We start from the raw sequence: 16,227 nt of genomic DNA on the forward strand, positions 1-16,227 counted from the left end.
ATAACTAAAAATCCACCTAAAACTAGGTGGATTTTCATTTTAATGGGCTAAGTGTAAATCAAACGCGCATTTTTTATGTCAATCCAAATTTATCTTGCAAAACGTAAGCACTTAGCACTCTTAATAGAAAAACATCCGTGATTGCACGTTTATTTTCTGGTGTTGTGGGTAATTCATCTAATAGTTCAATAATTGCAGATTGGTTATAAAAAGGTAGACTAGACATTGCCGAACTTCGCAGCGAATCTTGTATTAGTTGCTGTAATGCAGTGTTGGGATTGAAAGTTGAGGGTGGCGCGATAAATGGATGCTTTTGGCGTTCGTACACTGTATCTGTGATGAATGGCTTTGCAGCTTCTCGCAACACATATTTCTCAGTCAAACCATTGATTTTCATCGATACTGGCATATTACGAACTAATTCCACAACTTTGTGATCTAAAAATGGTAGTCTTCCTTCAATTGAATGTGCCATTTCCACACCATCACCTAACATTCGCAACAGATAATTGGCTAAATTCGTTTTTGACCACAAATAGAGAGATTGATGTACAGCTTCTCTACCTTTAAGTTGTCCTTGTACATCTATGTGATTGAAAAATCTTCGATATACATCCTGTGATTGAAATTTGCTAGTGATTCCGGGTGAGTATAAAGGCAGATAATCACAATGTCTTTGCGCCGCAGCTTGCATCCAAGCTGGAATAAAACCTAACAATTGCTCCACAGTATTTAAAGCGGGAATCGGTTGATCTTCAGCGAATAAAAATCCTATCGAAACTTGATTTTTTTGCTTTAATTCCTCCAACAAAAGTTTGACAGTTGCTTCTTCTTCTGGTTCTTGGTTATAGAGGAGTTTATCTTGACGAAAGTGAACATATCCGCCAAAAATTTCGTCTGAACCTTCCCCAGTGAGAACAACTTTATAACCTGCATCTCTAGCAGCACGACTTAAAAGATATTTTGCCGTCGTATTAGCATTCAAACTTAACATCTCACAATGCCAAATTGCCTCAGCAAAATGATCAGCTATGTCTTTTTGGTTAATAGGAATAACCTGGATCTTACTTTGACAATATACTGCGGTTTCACGAGCGATCGCAGCTTCATCATAAGCTTCATGTTCAAAAGCAATTGTAAAAGCTTGAATAGGCTCAGAACTATGAGATGCTGCCATTCCTAAAACTGTAGACGAATCTAGACCACCACTTAAATAGCAGCCAACCGGCACATCAGCCCTAAGACGTAATTGTATCGCTTCATCTAAGGCGTGGCGCAGTTGTTGAATGTAGTCTTCTGGGGTCTGTTGTTGAGCTAAACAATGGTCAATTTCGGGATAATCAAAGTCCCAATAACGATGTAGACGAATTCCCGCGTGAGATGCTAGAAGATAATATCCTGGTGGGACTTGATGCACATTGGCGTATAATGTACGACCTGAAGGTAAAACACCCCATGTATCTTGCCAGAATGCGTCTCTATCCCACCTAGCTGGGACACCAGCAGCAAACAAAGCCTTGACCTCAGAGGCTACATAGAGAGTATTGTTGTAAGTAGCATAATACAAAGGCTTAATGCCAAAGCGATCGCGGGCTGCAAATAGCAATTCATTACGTTGATCCCAAATTATAAACGCAAATTCCCCACGTAAATGATGCAGGCATTGTGTACCAAACTCATCATATAAATGAAGCGCAATTTCACTGTCGCATTGAGTTTTTAACTGATAGCCACGGTGTTGTAAATCATGCTGTATCCGTTCAAAGTCATAAAACTCATTGTTAGCAATTAGATGTAAACTGCCATCTTGATTACTCATTGGTTGTTCACCGCCGATGAGGTCAATAATGCTGAGTCTTCTATGTCCTAAAGCCACTCTTCGGTCGGGAGAAATCCAAAATTTTTGTCCATCTGGGCCTCGATGTTTTAAGCAATCCATGCCTAATTTCAAGGATGATTCAGAAATTGGCGTTTCTGCTGAAAACAATGCGATAATGCCACACATAAATTTATATTTTCCTGTTAATAGTATCTACCACAATAGCTATCAACCCAGGAAATATAGCATCCCTCATTAGACTGGAGGAAGATTTTTTTAAACATTTCAAAAGATAGTTGTAATTTTAAATATAACTTTTTATAATTTACGTCTAATGTGAATTAAAATCGGGTAATTCCGTAAACATTTGTAGGGGCGGGTTCACCAAAGTCATCGTTAATTGTTCATGATATTTGATTAACCCGCCCCTACCGAGTCTCATTAGCTCCCAGCATCGGCTATTTTTTGGATATCTAAGGTTTTTCTAATTCACATCAGGCGTAATTTATGTTTAAAATTAAATAACAATACTAATTTAAATAATAATAATGTGACATATAGATAGGTTAGGTTAGAATATATTTCGCTACTACAGATTATTTATATATTGCTAAGATTCTTTTAACTTGCTAGCAAGTTTCTGGCTGATGGATAAATAAAAAACCTGTAGAGAAAGACATTTATTGTCTCTACAGGTGCTGAAAAATTAAATTTTCACTTATCCATTAAGTCGTTGATTCTGGTGATGCTTCTGATTTGTCGGGCTTGAGTAAGGGGAAGGCGATAACATCCCGAATACTGGCAGCATCTGTTAATAACATCACTAATCGGTCAATGCCAATTCCTAAACCGCCTGTGGGTGGCATTCCATATTCCAAAGCGGTGAGGAAGTCTTCGTCTACGCCTTGGGCTTCTAAGTCGCCGGCGGCTTTTTTGGCAGCTTGGGCTTCTAGGCGTTCTCTTTGGTCGATGGGATCTGTTAACTCGGAGAAACTGTTAGCAGTCTCCCGCCCAACTATGAATAATTCAAACCTTTCTACTAGCCCTGCTTGAGAACGGTGGGGTTTAGCTAGGGGGGAAATTTCTACGGGATAATCAATGACAAAGGTAGGCTGAATTAAGGTGGTTTCTACCTTTTCTTCAAAGGCTAAATTCAGCAGTTTACCTATGGATGGGGCTTCATCTACGCCAGGAATACCAGCATTTTTACTTGCTGTTTTGGCTTCTTCCAATGTTTGGAAGGAATTGAAATCTAAGCCTGTATATTCTTTGACTAAATCGTGCATTGTTACCCGTCGCCAAGGTGGTGTTAAATCTACACTTTCGCCTTGGTAGGTAAGTTGTAATGTGCCGAGAACTTCTTGGGCGACGGTGGTAATAATACCTTCCGTTAACGCCATCATATCGTTGTAGTCGGCGTAGGCTTGGTAAATTTCAATGGAGGTAAATTCGGGGTTATGACGTGTCGAAATACCCTCATTGCGGAAAATCCGCCCTAATTCAAAGACTTTTTCAAAACCACCCACAATTAACCGCTTGAGATGGAGTTCTGTTGCTATTCGCAAATACAATTCCATTTCTAGGGTGTTGTGATAGGTGATGAAGGGGCGCGCATCTGCACCGCCGGCTTCACCTTGTAAGACTGGGGTTTCAATCTCTAGGAAATCACGCTCTTCTAGGTAGCGGCGAATACCTGCGGTAATTTGGGCGCGACGGCGGAAGGTTTGCCGCACTTCGGGGTTAACAATCAAGTCAACGTAGCGTTGACGGTAGCGTTTGGCAACATCCGTCAACCCGTGCCACTTGTCGGGTAGGGGCAGGAGGGATTTAGTGAGGATGCTGTATTGTTTAACGTAGACCGATAATTCGCCCTTTTCTGTCCGTTTAATTGTACCTTTAACTCCCAGGATGTCACCTGCATCTGTGAGTTGTTTGAGGTGATTAAAAGCATCGGCATCAATTTCTGCCATGCTTTCTTGAATACGACTTTTCTCTAGATAAATTTGAATTGTGCCGGTTTCATCTTGCAAGGTAAAGAAAGCCAACTTACCGAAAACACGACGCGCCATAATGCGTCCAGCAACGGCGACTTCTACATCAACTTCTTCACCACTGGGTAAATCAGCAAATTTTTCTTGTAACTGTGCGGCGTGGTGTGTAGACTCCCAACGGTAAGCGTAGGGGTTACTTCCTAGCTGCTTGAGTTGTTCTACTTTTTCCAGCCTGGCGGCACGGATATCTTCTTCCGACATGGTAACGAACTTTCAGAGGGCAAGATTAATTATAAATAGGGATTGGGGATTGGGGAGTAGGGATTGGGAATTAGGGAAAAATTTTTATGATTTGTTGAGGTGGGGATTTGGAATTGATGCGATCGCTACAATTAAACTAAAATCAAGCCACTATGACACAAACTAAAGTCCGCTTGTGGAACGTAGAAGAATATCACCGGATGTTGGAGACAGGTATTATTACCGCCAATGAACGGGTAGAACTAATTGCTGGGCAAGTAATTCCGATGAGTGCGAAAAATCCTCCCCATGCAGCCACAACTTTATGTGCTTCTGATTATCTCAAACGGCTGTTGGCGGAAGTTGCCTTAGTTCGTGTACAAGATCCCGTGCAGTTAAGCCAATACTCTGAACCTGAACCAGATATTGCGATTGTTCGCATAGAGCCGCGTAAATACATTGATCACCATCCTACACCCAATGAAGTATTTTTATTAATTGAGGTGGCAGATACAACCCTAGAAACAGATCGTAGACAAAAAGCACCTCTTTATGCACAGGCGGGAATTAGTGAATACTGGATTTTAGATGTCAATAAATTTCAGGTTTATGTTTTCCGCGAACCCAATGGGGAAGGTTACAAGCAAGAATTTATTTTAGGGGAGAATGCAACGTTATCTTTGGTTGCTTTTCCAGAGACAGAAGTTGAGATTAGCCAGCTATTTCCCTAATTTCATAAAGTGAAGCGATCGCTCCCATTTTATCCCTGCAAGCGATCGCTATATTTGTCTAATTAATCTAGTGCTTCAATGAATTAAGGCATATCGCGCTAAAGCTGCCTTGATTTTCAAACTGGTAAGTTGTTCTATCGCTTGAATTAAGTTTTCCTGTTCTGGTTGTAAATTCAATGCTTGTAAGGCTTGATGGAAATTATGACCAGAATGCAGTTGATGTTGGAGTTCTTGACGTTGGGAAAGATTTAAAATCGCCGCAACGTCTTGATTGCGGCGTTGCATCATCCCTTGGAGTTGTTGACGTTCCATCGGTGTCAAATCCAGTCCAGACCAGTCGGGATAATCGGTAATCACATTACTAACAGAGTTAGCAATTTGAACGGCAGGATAAAGTTTCAAGGGTGCAGCCAAGGCAATACTCGGCATCGAGAGGAAAAAGGCCAAAAAAGTAGCTAATAAGGGTATTGATAGCCACTTACGAGAGTTAATTGCCATGATTAGCATTTCCTAGACGGAATTGGATGTTAGTAATCTGCAATTTTGCAGTTAGGAGTCACATTTGAGATTTTCCCACTCTTGCAGCAATCAGGACTTATGCAACGAAATTTTTTGTAGTAGGAGGGGTGTGGTACCAATTCAAAATTCAAAATTCAAAATTCAAAATTCAAAATTAAGAAATCCTTATTTAATAAGGGTTGCTTAATTTGTCTCTTTTTGCTGAATTTTGGGGAGTAGTCAAAACTTTGATTTTTCGTTTACATAAGTCTGAAAAGCATCCCTCTAATGCTGAGGCTACACCTGATACGAGAAAAACGGAGTCTCTTAAACAACCATTTTGGGGTAATTGGGGATTAAGGAATGTTGGAATATTTATTTCAATTGCGATCGCTGTGATTGGGTGGCGAAAGATTAAGGATCTCTGAAAAACGGGAATATTTTACCAAATCGCTGGGCGGATAATCTGCTGACACGGCAATCAACCCAACTTTGAGATCCTCAAAATAAATCATCCCGCCTATTCGTCCTGCTACCTGGAAAGGCCCATGAAATAATTGATACTGGGGAATGTGTATCAGGAAAAACCCGTTAATTTTAATGGACTGGCCAAACATTTGCTGACAAGTTTTTTGGACAACAGCATTGAGGTAATCATTAGCAGCTGGCTCACCCAGGTCAGTGAATTCTGGATAATCGGCAAAATTATCCATATAAAATGACCAAATATCAGCAAGTTCCGCCTCATGGGTCAATTTTTGCTTGAGTTCCTGCAATCGTGCGATTTCCATAGTTTTGCATCTTGGTGAGAAGGGGCAAGTACACAGCACTCTTAAAATGTACTACAGCCAGTGCAACACGATTTTGTCAGGGGGAAATTACTGTGAGTTTCTTTTGCGTTCAATTTCCCGTTGTAATTCTTCAATTTGGCGACGCAACTCTTGTGCTTCTGGGTTTGAGGGTTGGGTGTTGACATTAACTGCACCAGAGGCAGGCGATCGCTGATAATTACCCCGACGAATTTCTTGATATTCTGAAGATACTGACCATTGACGTAAATATTGCACTCTCTCCACTGCAAAAGGATGAGTTAGCATCATTCCTTGTCCACCGTTGTAAGCTATAAATTTATACAATTGATTGAGTCCATCATCATCTAGTGCCTGATAGTCTTCTGACTGTTTAATAAATTCTTTTAAACTACATTCATTGATATATTTGTTACTTCCACCAGTTACTTTCATCATCGAATACATAACAGTATCCAAGTCATCAATTACTAACAATGCGGCTCTATCGGCGGATAACTCAGCTCTGCGTCGCCATTCAAAAAAAGCGTAAATTAAGGCCTGAGTGACAAAATTGCCAATCCCAAAGGTTAATTCCCCGATCATAGAAGCAGCACTCATTGCCCACATCGCCATTTGAATTAAAATAGTATGACCACATTTAATATGTCCCAACTCATGGGCTATCACTGCCCTAATTTCGGCTTCATTGAGTAAGTCTAGTAATCCCGTATTGATCACTATGTAAGGATGCTCTTGACCTAAAGCGTAACTATTTACCTGGGAATTTTGTTCTACAAATAGTGCTGGTTCTGGATAGATATCTAAATCACGCACACATTCACGAAACATCTGGTAAATAGTGGAATATTGCCGTGGCCCGACTTGGATGGTGTTACCCATTAGATAAACTAATTGCGGGCGTTCGTAAACAAATTCCACAAATTTACGAGCAACGAGATCAAACCCTGGTAAATTGCGTAAGGCTTGTTCGGCCTGGCTATCTAGGGGATGTCTAAAGGCTTCGCTGGAAATTCCTGTGTAAGTTGGCATAATTCAGGGTGATAGGTAATTAGTTATTAGTTATTAGTCATTAGTCATTAGTTGTCATGACAATGGCTTTCACCTTTGTCTGTTGGATGTTAACTGTTGACTGTTGAATTCTGACAACATAATAGAAGTGGGGCTATTGGCTCAAAAAGTCACTTTTTATGGGATTAAAAGCGTGTGATTGAGGCAGAAGTTCATTTATCATTACATAACTTCCTGCGATCGCAGGCGGGTTTCCCTTCGTGGCCCCATCATTTGACGATGGCCCGGTTGGTAGCACGCGCCTTGCGCGTAGGACGCAGCGCATTAATTCAGGTAGGGGCGGTTTGTGGCTATCAGGGCCGATATCGCACCAGTTTTATCGCCTCGGCTTTAATGTGGCCAGAGTCTGTAATTATTGTGGCAACAGAAACAGTACAACAGCGTCTGTTGCGAGTGGAAATTCCCCGCTTACAGCAATGGTTACAAGTTAATAAACCAATCAGAACAGGTGACGTTTGGCCGAATGCTGAGTTCCAAGGGCTACTTCTCACTACTCCAGAAGCTTGGTTAAAAGGTCAGTTATCATCCAGCCCTAGTTTTCCGCCAGGTATTCCTACCATCATTGATGGTGTGGATGATTTAGAAGATTGGGTACGTCAGCAGCTTACTAACACCATTGCACCCCCAGACTGGGATCAATTGCTCTTAGCTTGTCCTCAACAAGCTGACACTATCCGTTCTTTGAGGGCGCAACTCACCCATGAATTATTTCAACATCCCGCCAACCCTTACGAGTGTTATTTAATTGCTCAATCAGAAGCGGATATTTTAAGCAGTCTTTGTCAAGTCTTAGCAACCGTTGATAACATCCCGACAGTTTGGCAACAATTTTGTCAACAATTCCGAAAACTCAACGATAATTCTGTCCCTGACCTTTTTTGGTCTACGATTGCCCGTCGTCAGGGTTTATTCTCTCTACATTACGCCCCTATAGAATTAGGCAGTATTCTCGCCCCCATTTGGCAAAGACAACCTGTAGTTTTAGTGGGTAGTGCTTTTGAGCCAGAAACAGAAGCTCCTCTGTTTCGCCAGCGTTTGGGGTTAAATGATGACATTACCTGCTTGAAATTCGCCTCTGATAGTCAGTCAGAAGCCATTCAACTGCATATTCCCTATAAGTTACCTCTACCCAATACACCAGAATTTCAAGGGGCATTTATTCATAAGGTGCGGACACTGTTATGTTTGAGTGCCACCGCCCCAGGCTTGACAGTGGTATTAGTCGGGGATGTACCACTCAAAGCCCAAACCGGCGCAATTCTCGCCGCCGAGTTCGGTACAAGAGTACAAGTAGAAAAAACCTGTTTAGATGACAATGGGATTTTAATCACTGGTTGGGAATTTTGGCGCGAACATCAAGCCGTTTTACCCGCACCCCAATTGTTAATTATTGCAACTTTACCTTTACCATCTCTAGAACATCCTTTAGTCGCTGGTAGGGTAGCTTACTATAAGCGATCGCATCAAGATTGGTTCCGGTTATTTCTCCTGCCCACAGCCTTGAACGAACTACAACGAGCGATCGCACCTGTACGTGAAAATCAAGGCATTGTAGCCCTATTAGATAGTCGTGTCATCAACCGTAGCTACGGTTCTCAAATCCTCACCGCCTTGAGTCCCCTAGCCCGTCTCAACTATTTAGATCCGAGTTTATTTACTCAGGGTGAGGAGTGAGTGGTGAGTGCTGTTAGCGGTAGCGCGGCGTTTAGCCGGTGGTGAGTGGTGAGTGCTGAGTAATGAGTAATAAGTAATGAGTAATAAGTAATGAGTGGTGAGTGGTGAGTTAGGAAATAAATTCCACCTTGTCTACCTTGTCTCCCCAATCCCCAATCCCCAGTCCCCAATCCCCCGCCCCTCTTTTCAAGCTAAAATACCTCATGACATGGACTGAGAACCTGCATTGAGTTGTGGATTTCTGATTATGGGTGAAGCAAAGCGTCGTAAAGAATCACTAAAAGAACAATACGGTCAAGAGAATCGGATCTTACCTTGGGTTCCCATTACTAAAAGCCAAGCAGAACTATTCATGACGTGGACTACTCGCGGAACTTGGGTTTGCATCGGCATTTTAGTTTTTGTTTGGGTGACTATTCGTTTTATCGGCCCTGGTTTTGGCTGGTGGCAAGTTGTTTAGTCCCTCTTTTGGCTGAAGTCGAACAAGGTAAAAAATTAAAGGTTTGTAGTGAGAACTTTAGTTCTCTCTCCGTTCGCGTAGCGTGTCGTAGACAGACGCTCCGCGAACAAAAAAGGACTAAAGTCCTTACTACGAACTGAATTCTAGTATTTTTACATTGCTTAATATAGTTTGGTTTTTTCCAGTCGTTCTAGTTAAATCCCTATGAAAAAAAATTAATTGTATTAGCGTAGGGTGACGTTAGTCCATTGCGAATTGGATTTATCAGGGCTTTTGTGGGTGTTTTAACCGTTCCAACTGGTAAGCTAACCATGATTTCTACCCATCGTTAGAGTGACTAACCTCTGCTCTTCCATATGATTGGCTAACAGAGTTTATCAAAAATTAGCTTAGGGACTTCCAGAAAATCAATCAATTAGATTCTTCTCCTCCTACTCCCCCAACTTCCCCTGCGTCCCCTGCTCACCAAAGTGATTGTATATTTTTGTAGTTGTAAGTCCTTTACATGGTATTCGGTACTGGCAATCTCCACGCTAGAAACAACCAATGAGGCAAGATTAGGAAATGATTATTATTTCTTTAGATAAAAATTAAATATTTATATCGAGGAGTTTTACCCTAGATGGTTGAGCGATTTTCTGCACGGTAATGAAAATATTTATACTCTTCCAATAGTTTTCTACCTTGCAACCGCAGTCTAGCTTAATCTCTATCAAAGATTTGTCAAGCTTACAGCCGAATCAGAATTATACTTTGTCCCTTACCCTGATCATTACTGGCACTAAATGTAAAAACCTGATGAGTAGTAATCAGTGCTTTTTCTGTGGTTGACAAAGGCTAAAACTAGGTTAATCTTAAGAGCGATCGCTGCTATTACAAGAAGAAACTGACAGAGTTTTGTAAAGAAAGTATCAAGTTGGCTGATTCCACCCGCAAATTTAATTTTGCAAACTGAATAGTTTGATACGGCAGCTGGTGCAGTTTTTTCTTACCCTAAGCCAAGGTGGTTAATTAACTACCTGAATAAATGTCCGGTAATTGTAATGAATAGTTTACAATACCAATGGGTGGAAAAATCTAAAGAAAATATAAAAGAAACTCAAATGACTGTGGTGTCTGGAGGACAAAAGTGTTTCTAAGACTAGCGCATCAACATCGGCAGTTCGTTCAAGACTTGGTAATGAATCTACAAGCCTTGGCAATCGTACTAGAACGACGGGGATATCCTGCATCCTGTTACACCTGCGGCGATCAAATGAACAGTGCTTCATTTATGGTCAGTCTGGGAAATAATCACCTAATCAGGTTCTTAGTCTCCGATTATGGGATTACCTGGACAGAAATGCGTGATGATCGGGAATTAATGAAATTAGAAGGTGCAGAAGCAATTAATCAATTGCAAGAACTAGCAAATCTCGTCAAGCAACCTACACCAGTGATTGCAGGTGCTAAGGTGTTGGCGAAAAGAGGTTAAAAATATCTGTATTTGGGTGTGATTACCACATATCGTCCAGAATCGATCCTCAAATTGGGCATCGATCTAATTTTCGTGAGCAATGGTGAATTTAGGAATAATCAACCAGCCAAATGCTGTACTGTGTCCGTTGTGGCTACCCAAATCCAGTCTCATACTAATTTGGGATTAAGGACTAAAGTCCTTACTACAAACTGAACCCTAGTATTTTTACATTTATTAATAGAGGTTGGGTTTTTGCCAGTTGTTTTACTTAGTTTCTTTTGACGAAGTTGAGATATTAGCTGGAATTCTGCTCAATCATATTTGAATTAGGTTAGCGTTTTTGGGCGTAGTGAATTACGTCAGCGTTAGCTTAATCTGCAAAAAATATAAGTAATTCTTCTACAACCCATTACCAATTAAAATGAAAGATGCCCAGTAATATGGGTGATTAAAACTACCAGTATTGGGAACTGAATTTGACTTATTGCCTGTAGATAAGTCACCATTAATTAAACTTAACTGGGCTTGTTGTAAAGCAGCAGTTTTGGTTATATTTCCTGTGGCTAGTTTGGCGTAAAAAGCATTCATCAAGACTTGCGTACCACCATCATCTACCGTCCAGAGGGAGGCGATCGCAGATTTTGCACCAGTTTTTTGAATTTGGTAGCCAAAGCCTAATATTTCTTGACCGTTACCTAATTCACCACCTAAACCAGTTTCACAAGCACTCAAAACGACTAAATCGACGTTGGGTAATGACCAACTAGCAATATCTGTAAGATTGACGCGCTCGCCATTGCCAAATAGGATAAATGAGTCTTGCGGCTGACCTACTACAAACGCTGCATGAGTTGCTAAATGAACGATTGTGTAATCATCCATTTGCGGGACTGTAATTTCAGGAGTAAAAGCCTGATCTAACAGTGTTTTAGTTTGAGGAAAGGTAGAGGCTAAAGAATTCACTTCAACGGCGGCAAATGGTAAGCCGGAAAAAGCTACACGGCGATTACCTAATGCTACTTGATAACTACCCTTAGTAAAAGCCCCGGCTAAAATCCGCAAATCCTTCTTGGGATTAGTATTTAAGTTAGCCAAGCTAGCGGATGTAATGTAGTTAACACTATATTTTTGTACTAGCCATTGTTTGCCATCATACAAAGCAGATAAGGGAATATAACGTAACTTCCCGTCTGGTGCATACAATAAAGCTTGTGTCCCCGCCTGTTGCAGTTCTGATTCTAGGGGTTTAATTAGCCAGTTATATAATTGACGTGCAGGGGTTTTGACATCACGACTGGGATTGATTAAGGCTTGACGAAAAGCAGTGATAGTTTGATTGAGTGTTTCTTCACTAACTGCAACTGTGTAATGAATTGGTGGTGATTCTGGTGTCACTAAGACCAATTCTAAGCGGTTGGAGAGAACTAAAGGATAGATAATTGCCGATTTTTGCGGTAATCTAGCTAAATCATCTCTTAAAGAGTTGATATTTTCTAAATCTAAATTTTGTTGCCTAGCAGTCTGACTAATTTTTTCTAGTTGGGTGGTAATAGCTGGACTAGAAAGAAACTTATTAAAGGTTGCTAATTGTTGCTGTTGCTTGTTCACCAATTCCTGGAGGCGTTGGTTTTGCTTTAGCGATCGCGTTTGGGGTGATATTTGTCTAATAGTATCTAATTCCTTACCTATCGCTATGGAATTACTTAAGGTTTGTTCTAATTTTTGTTTTACGGCTTTTTCGCCGGAAACTAAATCGATTCCTTTAGCAGTGCGTTGATTACCAGGAATATTCTGCATATATCCTTGCAATTCTTCCACTTTCAGTAAATCAATCGTTCTTTGTGCTTCAGCTACACGTCCTTGTTTCAGTAGATGCTCTCCTAAAAGGCGGTAAGTTTGAGCTACAGTAATGTTATAAGCATCTGGCTGTGGCTCAGACATCAGTGATGGTTGCAAGCGTGCTAACTCACGATTAATCAAGCAATGCTTGTAAAAGAAAATAGCTAACTCTGGTTGGTTCTGTACTTCAAACAAGTAACCGATATTACTGTAAGTTTTACCTCGTTGGATGGGATCATCTATTTGCCGATAAATGACTCCTGCTTGGAGATAAGCCTGCAATGCTTGAGAATAATCACCTTGAGCCTGATAGACTCTACCCATGTTATTAAAAGTCACACCTTCCCAAAATGGTGTAGCTTTATTTTTAGTCATCTCTAAAGCTTTTGCTAGCTTATTCATCGCAGTAGGAAACTGCCCTTTTTGAGATGCAGCGATCGCTTGTGAATTTAACTGTGCTACTATTTGGGCATCATTAGGCGATATTGCAGATGGAGCTGCATTGTCACTCCCCACACTAGGTTTTAAATCCTGATTTGACGGTTCTGGACTCTGACAACTAACCAGGAAAACCCCTGAAAAAATGATAATTAAGTAAGATTTAAAATTAGGGTACATAAAAAAACACTCCTTGATATTGAGGAGCGTAGATGCTGATCAATGGGACTTATTCTATAATTCAATACATTTTTGTGTTATTCCATAATTTGGAACTACCTAGCAATTAATCAACAATGAAGATGTTTGAAGAACAATCTAACCAAGCGCAATTACCACCTACTAGTGCGATTGAACTTCCCAAGGTAAGTGAATTTGATACTTGGTTTGCATATCCTATCAGAGTCCATCCCCACCACACTGATTATGCTGGTATTGTTTGGCACGGCACGTATCTTACTTGGATGGAGGAAGCAAGGGTAGAATGTTTGCGTTCTATCGGGATCAATTTCGCTGATTTAGTAGCTTTAGGCTGTGATTTACCGGTAGTAGAAATTTCTATTCGCTACCATCTTTCTATTCAATTAGGAATGGATGCGGTAGTCAAAACTCGTATGGCTGATGTTACTGGTGTCCGCATCAACTGGGATTATGCTATTGTTTCCACTGATGGACAGCAATTATATGCTACAGCCAAAGTGACTTTAGTCGGTTTAGACAGAGAACGAGGTAAAATCATGCGCCAGTTACCTCCCACCGTTCAGGATGCTTTTGCTAAACTGGCTGCACCAAAGAATAGTTAGGGGACTTCCTACTTAGAAAACATACTATCACTGTGTAGGCAGAGGGGCAGGGGGCAGGGAGCAAGGGGAAAAATAACGATGTCTTCTCTCGGAACTTGGATAGTTTATTTTCTGGAAGTTCCTAATTGTTAATTTTTGACTGTCAACATTTAACAGTCAACAGTCACCATAATTTATCTAATTTAATTACCAAGATTCAGTTTTGATACTGTTTGAATCAGTCTCATAATTTGTTGCCAAATATCCTGCGGTGTAATCCCAAAACCAATATGTAATAAAATAAGAATTGCCGCAATCATCAAGGCATTACTGATAGTTGCTTTTAATATTCTCCAAACAATGATAAAAACAATCCAAGCTAAAATTAGGGTAGGAATCATAATATAGTGTTCAAAATTTGATGGTGGTTCGTTAGATACTGTTTATTAGTAGCCAGCACCACACCAGAATACAGGCTTGGGTTTTCATTATTACTTGTCAAATTTCAACACAGTGTTGTTTTGACAAAAATATTTATAATTTAACGATCAGAATTTTTGGCTACTATTCGTCTGATATTTATACCACAGCAACCTATACTAATTCCGGAAAGAAAACTAGTATCTTAGACATAATTAGGTAGCTAGTTTGGTGGAAGAGCTAAAAATAGAGACTAAGAATAGGCTCAGAAATAAAAAGGTAAAAGGCAAAGGACAGGAATTTTTTACCTTTTGACTCTCCGAATTTTAGATTTTAAATTTTGGATTTTGGATTGAGGTTTTTTTGGTTCATGCTCTGCAAGACAGTGGGCGGAATAAATCTAAAATACTCGCTGTGCTGCATCCGCTACCTTGGCACAGCCTCTCATAGAGAAGACAGCCAATCCAAAATCTCCAAGCCCCGCACCGTTTTGCTTGGGGTCAATCTAAAATCTAAAATCCAAAATCCAAAATTGTTTGACTTTTGCCTTTTTGTTCTAATACCTTTTTCAGTTAACAGAGATCATACGTGGTTCGCTAGCGAAACTTTTGGTAGCTGTTAATACTTCTTGTCTTGCCCATTGATCTGCTGCCAAAATGTCATCTAAAGAGGGATTTGCACAGTTATCATGTTGATGGCGATCGCACACCCATTCAATACAACGAGGAATGTCTAAAAATTTGATTTTCTCTTCTAAGAATAAAGCCACAGCCTGTTCATTAGCAGCATTCAACACCGCAGGCATCGAACCGCCAGCTTTACCCGCCGCATAAGCCAACTGCATACAGGGATATTTTTGGTGATCTGGTTCACGGAAAGTGAGATTACCAGCTTTGACTAAATCTAGTCTTTCCCAGTCTGTGTATATGCGTTCTGGCCAGGACATGGCATACAACAGGGGTAAACGCATATCTGGCCAGCCTAATTGTGCTAGTACCGAAGTATCTTGTAATTCAATCAGCGAGTGAATAATGCTTTGGGGATGGATGACAATTTCAATATCTTTGTAATCTAAACCAAATAAAAAATGTGCTTCGATGACTTCCAAACCCTTATTCATCAAAGTGGCGGAATCAACGGTGATTTTTCTGCCCATTGACCAGTTAGGATGTTTGAGAGCATCAGCAACCGTCACTTCTGCTAACTTTTCTACTGGCCAGTCTCGGAATGCTCCTCCCGAAGCTGTGAGTAAAATTCGCCGCAGTCCGCCTTTAGGTACGCCTTGGAGACACTGGAAAATCGCCGAATGCTCAGAATCAGCCGGGAGTAATTTAACACCGTGTTTTTCCACTAGTGGTAAAACTACTGGGCCGCCAGCAATCAGGGTTTCTTTATTTGCTAAAGCGATATCTTTACCAGCTTCAATGGCGGCGATAGTTGGCAGCAACCCCGCACAACCAACAATACCAGTAACGACAGTTTCAGCATCGCCATAACGGGCAACTTCAATGACTCCTGCTTCGCCACCGAGTAAAATTGGTTGGGGATCAAGGTCTTGTAAAGCTGCTTTGAGTGCTGGGAGTTTTTCGGCGGCGGAAATAGCGGCTATTTGTGGTCGAAATTGGCGAATCTGTGCTGCGAGCATTTCTACATTGCTCCCAGCTGCTAAACCCACAATCCGAAATTGATCTGGGTGCTGAGTAACAATATCTAAAGTTTGCGTACCGATAGAGCCGGTAGAACCAACAAGAGTTATAGCTTTCACAATTGCTTAAGGATTTACAGCTAACTCTCACTATAAATTGCTAGGGACGCATTCAGAACAGCGATCGCAACAATTCGTACTGTCTTTTGTATGATAAATTGACTACCATAAATACGCAAACTTGGTATATCAAAATACTAAATAAGTCATTTTCCATGCTTACAATGATAAAAATGATTAAGAATTTATAAAAGTTTCACTGTTGAATTTAGTTCACATAAATTTAAAATT

13 protein-coding genes are annotated in these 16,227 nt (G+C 40.7%); 5 read left to right on the forward strand and 8 right to left on the reverse strand.

The window, feature by feature from the left end; all coding sequences use genetic code 11:
* Nucleotides 1-73 precede the first annotated feature (73 nt).
* Nucleotides 74-2,005, reverse strand: a complete 1,932-nt coding sequence (asnB, locus tag CLI64_RS01340; protein WP_103135545.1) for an asparagine synthase (glutamine-hydrolyzing) — start codon at nucleotides 2,003-2,005, stop codon at nucleotides 74-76.
* Between the two features lie 539 nt (nucleotides 2,006-2,544).
* On the reverse strand, nucleotides 2,545-4,071 hold the full coding sequence (lysS, locus tag CLI64_RS01345) for a lysine--tRNA ligase (protein WP_103135546.1): 1,527 nt from the start codon (nucleotides 4,069-4,071) through the stop codon (nucleotides 2,545-2,547).
* A 152-nt stretch (nucleotides 4,072-4,223) separates the two neighbouring features.
* Between lysS and CLI64_RS01350 the strand changes: the two genes are divergently transcribed.
* Complete coding sequence (locus CLI64_RS01350; protein ID WP_103135547.1) at nucleotides 4,224-4,781, forward strand: Uma2 family endonuclease; 558 nt, start codon at nucleotides 4,224-4,226, stop codon at nucleotides 4,779-4,781.
* A gap of 75 nt (nucleotides 4,782-4,856) precedes the next feature.
* Here the strand turns inward: CLI64_RS01350 and CLI64_RS01355 are convergent, their stop codons facing one another.
* From CLI64_RS01355 to CLI64_RS01365, 3 genes are all read right to left on the reverse strand, one after another.
* Nucleotides 4,857-5,279 (reverse strand): hypothetical protein, encoded by a 423-nt coding sequence (locus CLI64_RS01355; protein WP_103135548.1) that lies wholly within the window; start codon nucleotides 5,277-5,279, stop codon nucleotides 4,857-4,859.
* A gap of 380 nt (nucleotides 5,280-5,659) precedes the next feature.
* Nucleotides 5,660-6,070, reverse strand: coding sequence for a hypothetical protein (locus CLI64_RS01360; protein WP_103135549.1), 411 nt, complete (start codon nucleotides 6,068-6,070; stop codon nucleotides 5,660-5,662).
* A gap of 87 nt (nucleotides 6,071-6,157) precedes the next feature.
* Nucleotides 6,158-7,120: a M48 family metallopeptidase gene (locus CLI64_RS01365; protein WP_103135550.1), complete on the reverse strand. Its 963-nt coding sequence runs from the start codon at nucleotides 7,118-7,120 to the stop codon at nucleotides 6,158-6,160.
* A gap of 174 nt (nucleotides 7,121-7,294) precedes the next feature.
* On the opposite strand from CLI64_RS01365, the gene CLI64_RS01370 reads away from it, so the two are divergent.
* The 3 genes from CLI64_RS01370 (at nucleotide 7,295) to CLI64_RS01385 (ending at nucleotide 10,767) form a co-directional block, all read left to right on the forward strand.
* Complete coding sequence (locus CLI64_RS01370) at nucleotides 7,295-8,833, forward strand: helicase C-terminal domain-containing protein (protein ID WP_103135551.1); 1,539 nt, start codon at nucleotides 7,295-7,297, stop codon at nucleotides 8,831-8,833.
* A 247-nt stretch (nucleotides 8,834-9,080) separates the two neighbouring features.
* On the forward strand, nucleotides 9,081-9,293 hold the full coding sequence (locus CLI64_RS01380; RefSeq protein ID WP_103135553.1) for a DUF2839 domain-containing protein: 213 nt from the start codon (nucleotides 9,081-9,083) through the stop codon (nucleotides 9,291-9,293).
* A 1,129-nt stretch (nucleotides 9,294-10,422) separates the two neighbouring features.
* Nucleotides 10,423-10,767, forward strand: coding sequence for a DUF1815 family protein (locus CLI64_RS01385; RefSeq protein ID WP_103135554.1), 345 nt, complete (start codon nucleotides 10,423-10,425; stop codon nucleotides 10,765-10,767).
* A 384-nt stretch (nucleotides 10,768-11,151) separates the two neighbouring features.
* On the opposite strand, the gene CLI64_RS01390 is transcribed toward CLI64_RS01385, so the two are convergent.
* Complete coding sequence (locus CLI64_RS01390) at nucleotides 11,152-13,209, reverse strand: CHAT domain-containing protein (protein WP_103135555.1); 2,058 nt, start codon at nucleotides 13,207-13,209, stop codon at nucleotides 11,152-11,154.
* A 122-nt stretch (nucleotides 13,210-13,331) separates the two neighbouring features.
* On the opposite strand from CLI64_RS01390, the gene CLI64_RS01395 reads away from it, so the two are divergent.
* Nucleotides 13,332-13,832 carry a thioesterase family protein gene (locus tag CLI64_RS01395; protein WP_103135556.1) on the forward strand — a complete coding sequence of 167 codons (501 nt, stop codon included), beginning with the start codon at nucleotides 13,332-13,334 and terminating at the stop codon, nucleotides 13,830-13,832.
* Between the two features lie 182 nt (nucleotides 13,833-14,014).
* Here CLI64_RS01395 and CLI64_RS01400 read toward each other — a convergent pair whose 3' ends face one another.
* Entirely contained in the window at nucleotides 14,015-14,212 is a 198-nt protein-coding gene (locus CLI64_RS01400) for a hypothetical protein (RefSeq protein WP_103135557.1), read from the reverse strand.
* A 587-nt stretch (nucleotides 14,213-14,799) separates the two neighbouring features.
* The gene (gene dxr / locus CLI64_RS01405) at nucleotides 14,800-15,996 is read right to left on the reverse strand and encodes a 1-deoxy-D-xylulose-5-phosphate reductoisomerase (RefSeq protein ID WP_103135558.1); all 1,197 of its coding nucleotides are present in this window, start codon (nucleotides 15,994-15,996) and stop codon (nucleotides 14,800-14,802) included.
* Between the last annotated feature and the right edge of the window lie 231 nt (nucleotides 15,997-16,227).

Source organism: Nostoc sp. CENA543, from assembly GCF_002896875.1.
GTDB lineage: Bacteria > Cyanobacteriota > Cyanobacteriia > Cyanobacteriales > Nostocaceae > Trichormus.

What these genes read in the sequence shown, in the direction of transcription:
- asnB (WP_103135545.1), bottom strand. Translation starts at nt 2,005, where the DNA reads ATGTGTGGCATTATCGCATTGTTTTCAGCAGAAACGCCAATTTCTGAA.
- lysS (WP_103135546.1), bottom strand. Translation starts at nt 4,071, where the DNA reads ATGTCGGAAGAAGATATCCGTGCCGCCAGGCTGGAAAAAGTAGAACAA.
- CLI64_RS01350 (WP_103135547.1), top strand. Translation starts at nt 4,224, where the DNA reads ATGACACAAACTAAAGTCCGCTTGTGGAACGTAGAAGAATATCACCGG.
- CLI64_RS01355 (WP_103135548.1), bottom strand. Translation starts at nt 5,279, where the DNA reads ATGGCAATTAACTCTCGTAAGTGGCTATCAATACCCTTATTAGCTACT.
- CLI64_RS01360 (WP_103135549.1), bottom strand. Translation starts at nt 6,070, where the DNA reads ATGGAAATCGCACGATTGCAGGAACTCAAGCAAAAATTGACCCATGAG.
- CLI64_RS01365 (WP_103135550.1), bottom strand. Translation starts at nt 7,120, where the DNA reads ATGCCAACTTACACAGGAATTTCCAGCGAAGCCTTTAGACATCCCCTA.
- CLI64_RS01380 (WP_103135553.1), top strand. Translation starts at nt 9,081, where the DNA reads ATGGGTGAAGCAAAGCGTCGTAAAGAATCACTAAAAGAACAATACGGT.
- CLI64_RS01390 (WP_103135555.1), bottom strand. Translation starts at nt 13,209, where the DNA reads ATGTACCCTAATTTTAAATCTTACTTAATTATCATTTTTTCAGGGGTT.
- CLI64_RS01395 (WP_103135556.1), top strand. Translation starts at nt 13,332, where the DNA reads ATGTTTGAAGAACAATCTAACCAAGCGCAATTACCACCTACTAGTGCG.
- CLI64_RS01400 (WP_103135557.1), bottom strand. Translation starts at nt 14,212, where the DNA reads ATGATTCCTACCCTAATTTTAGCTTGGATTGTTTTTATCATTGTTTGG.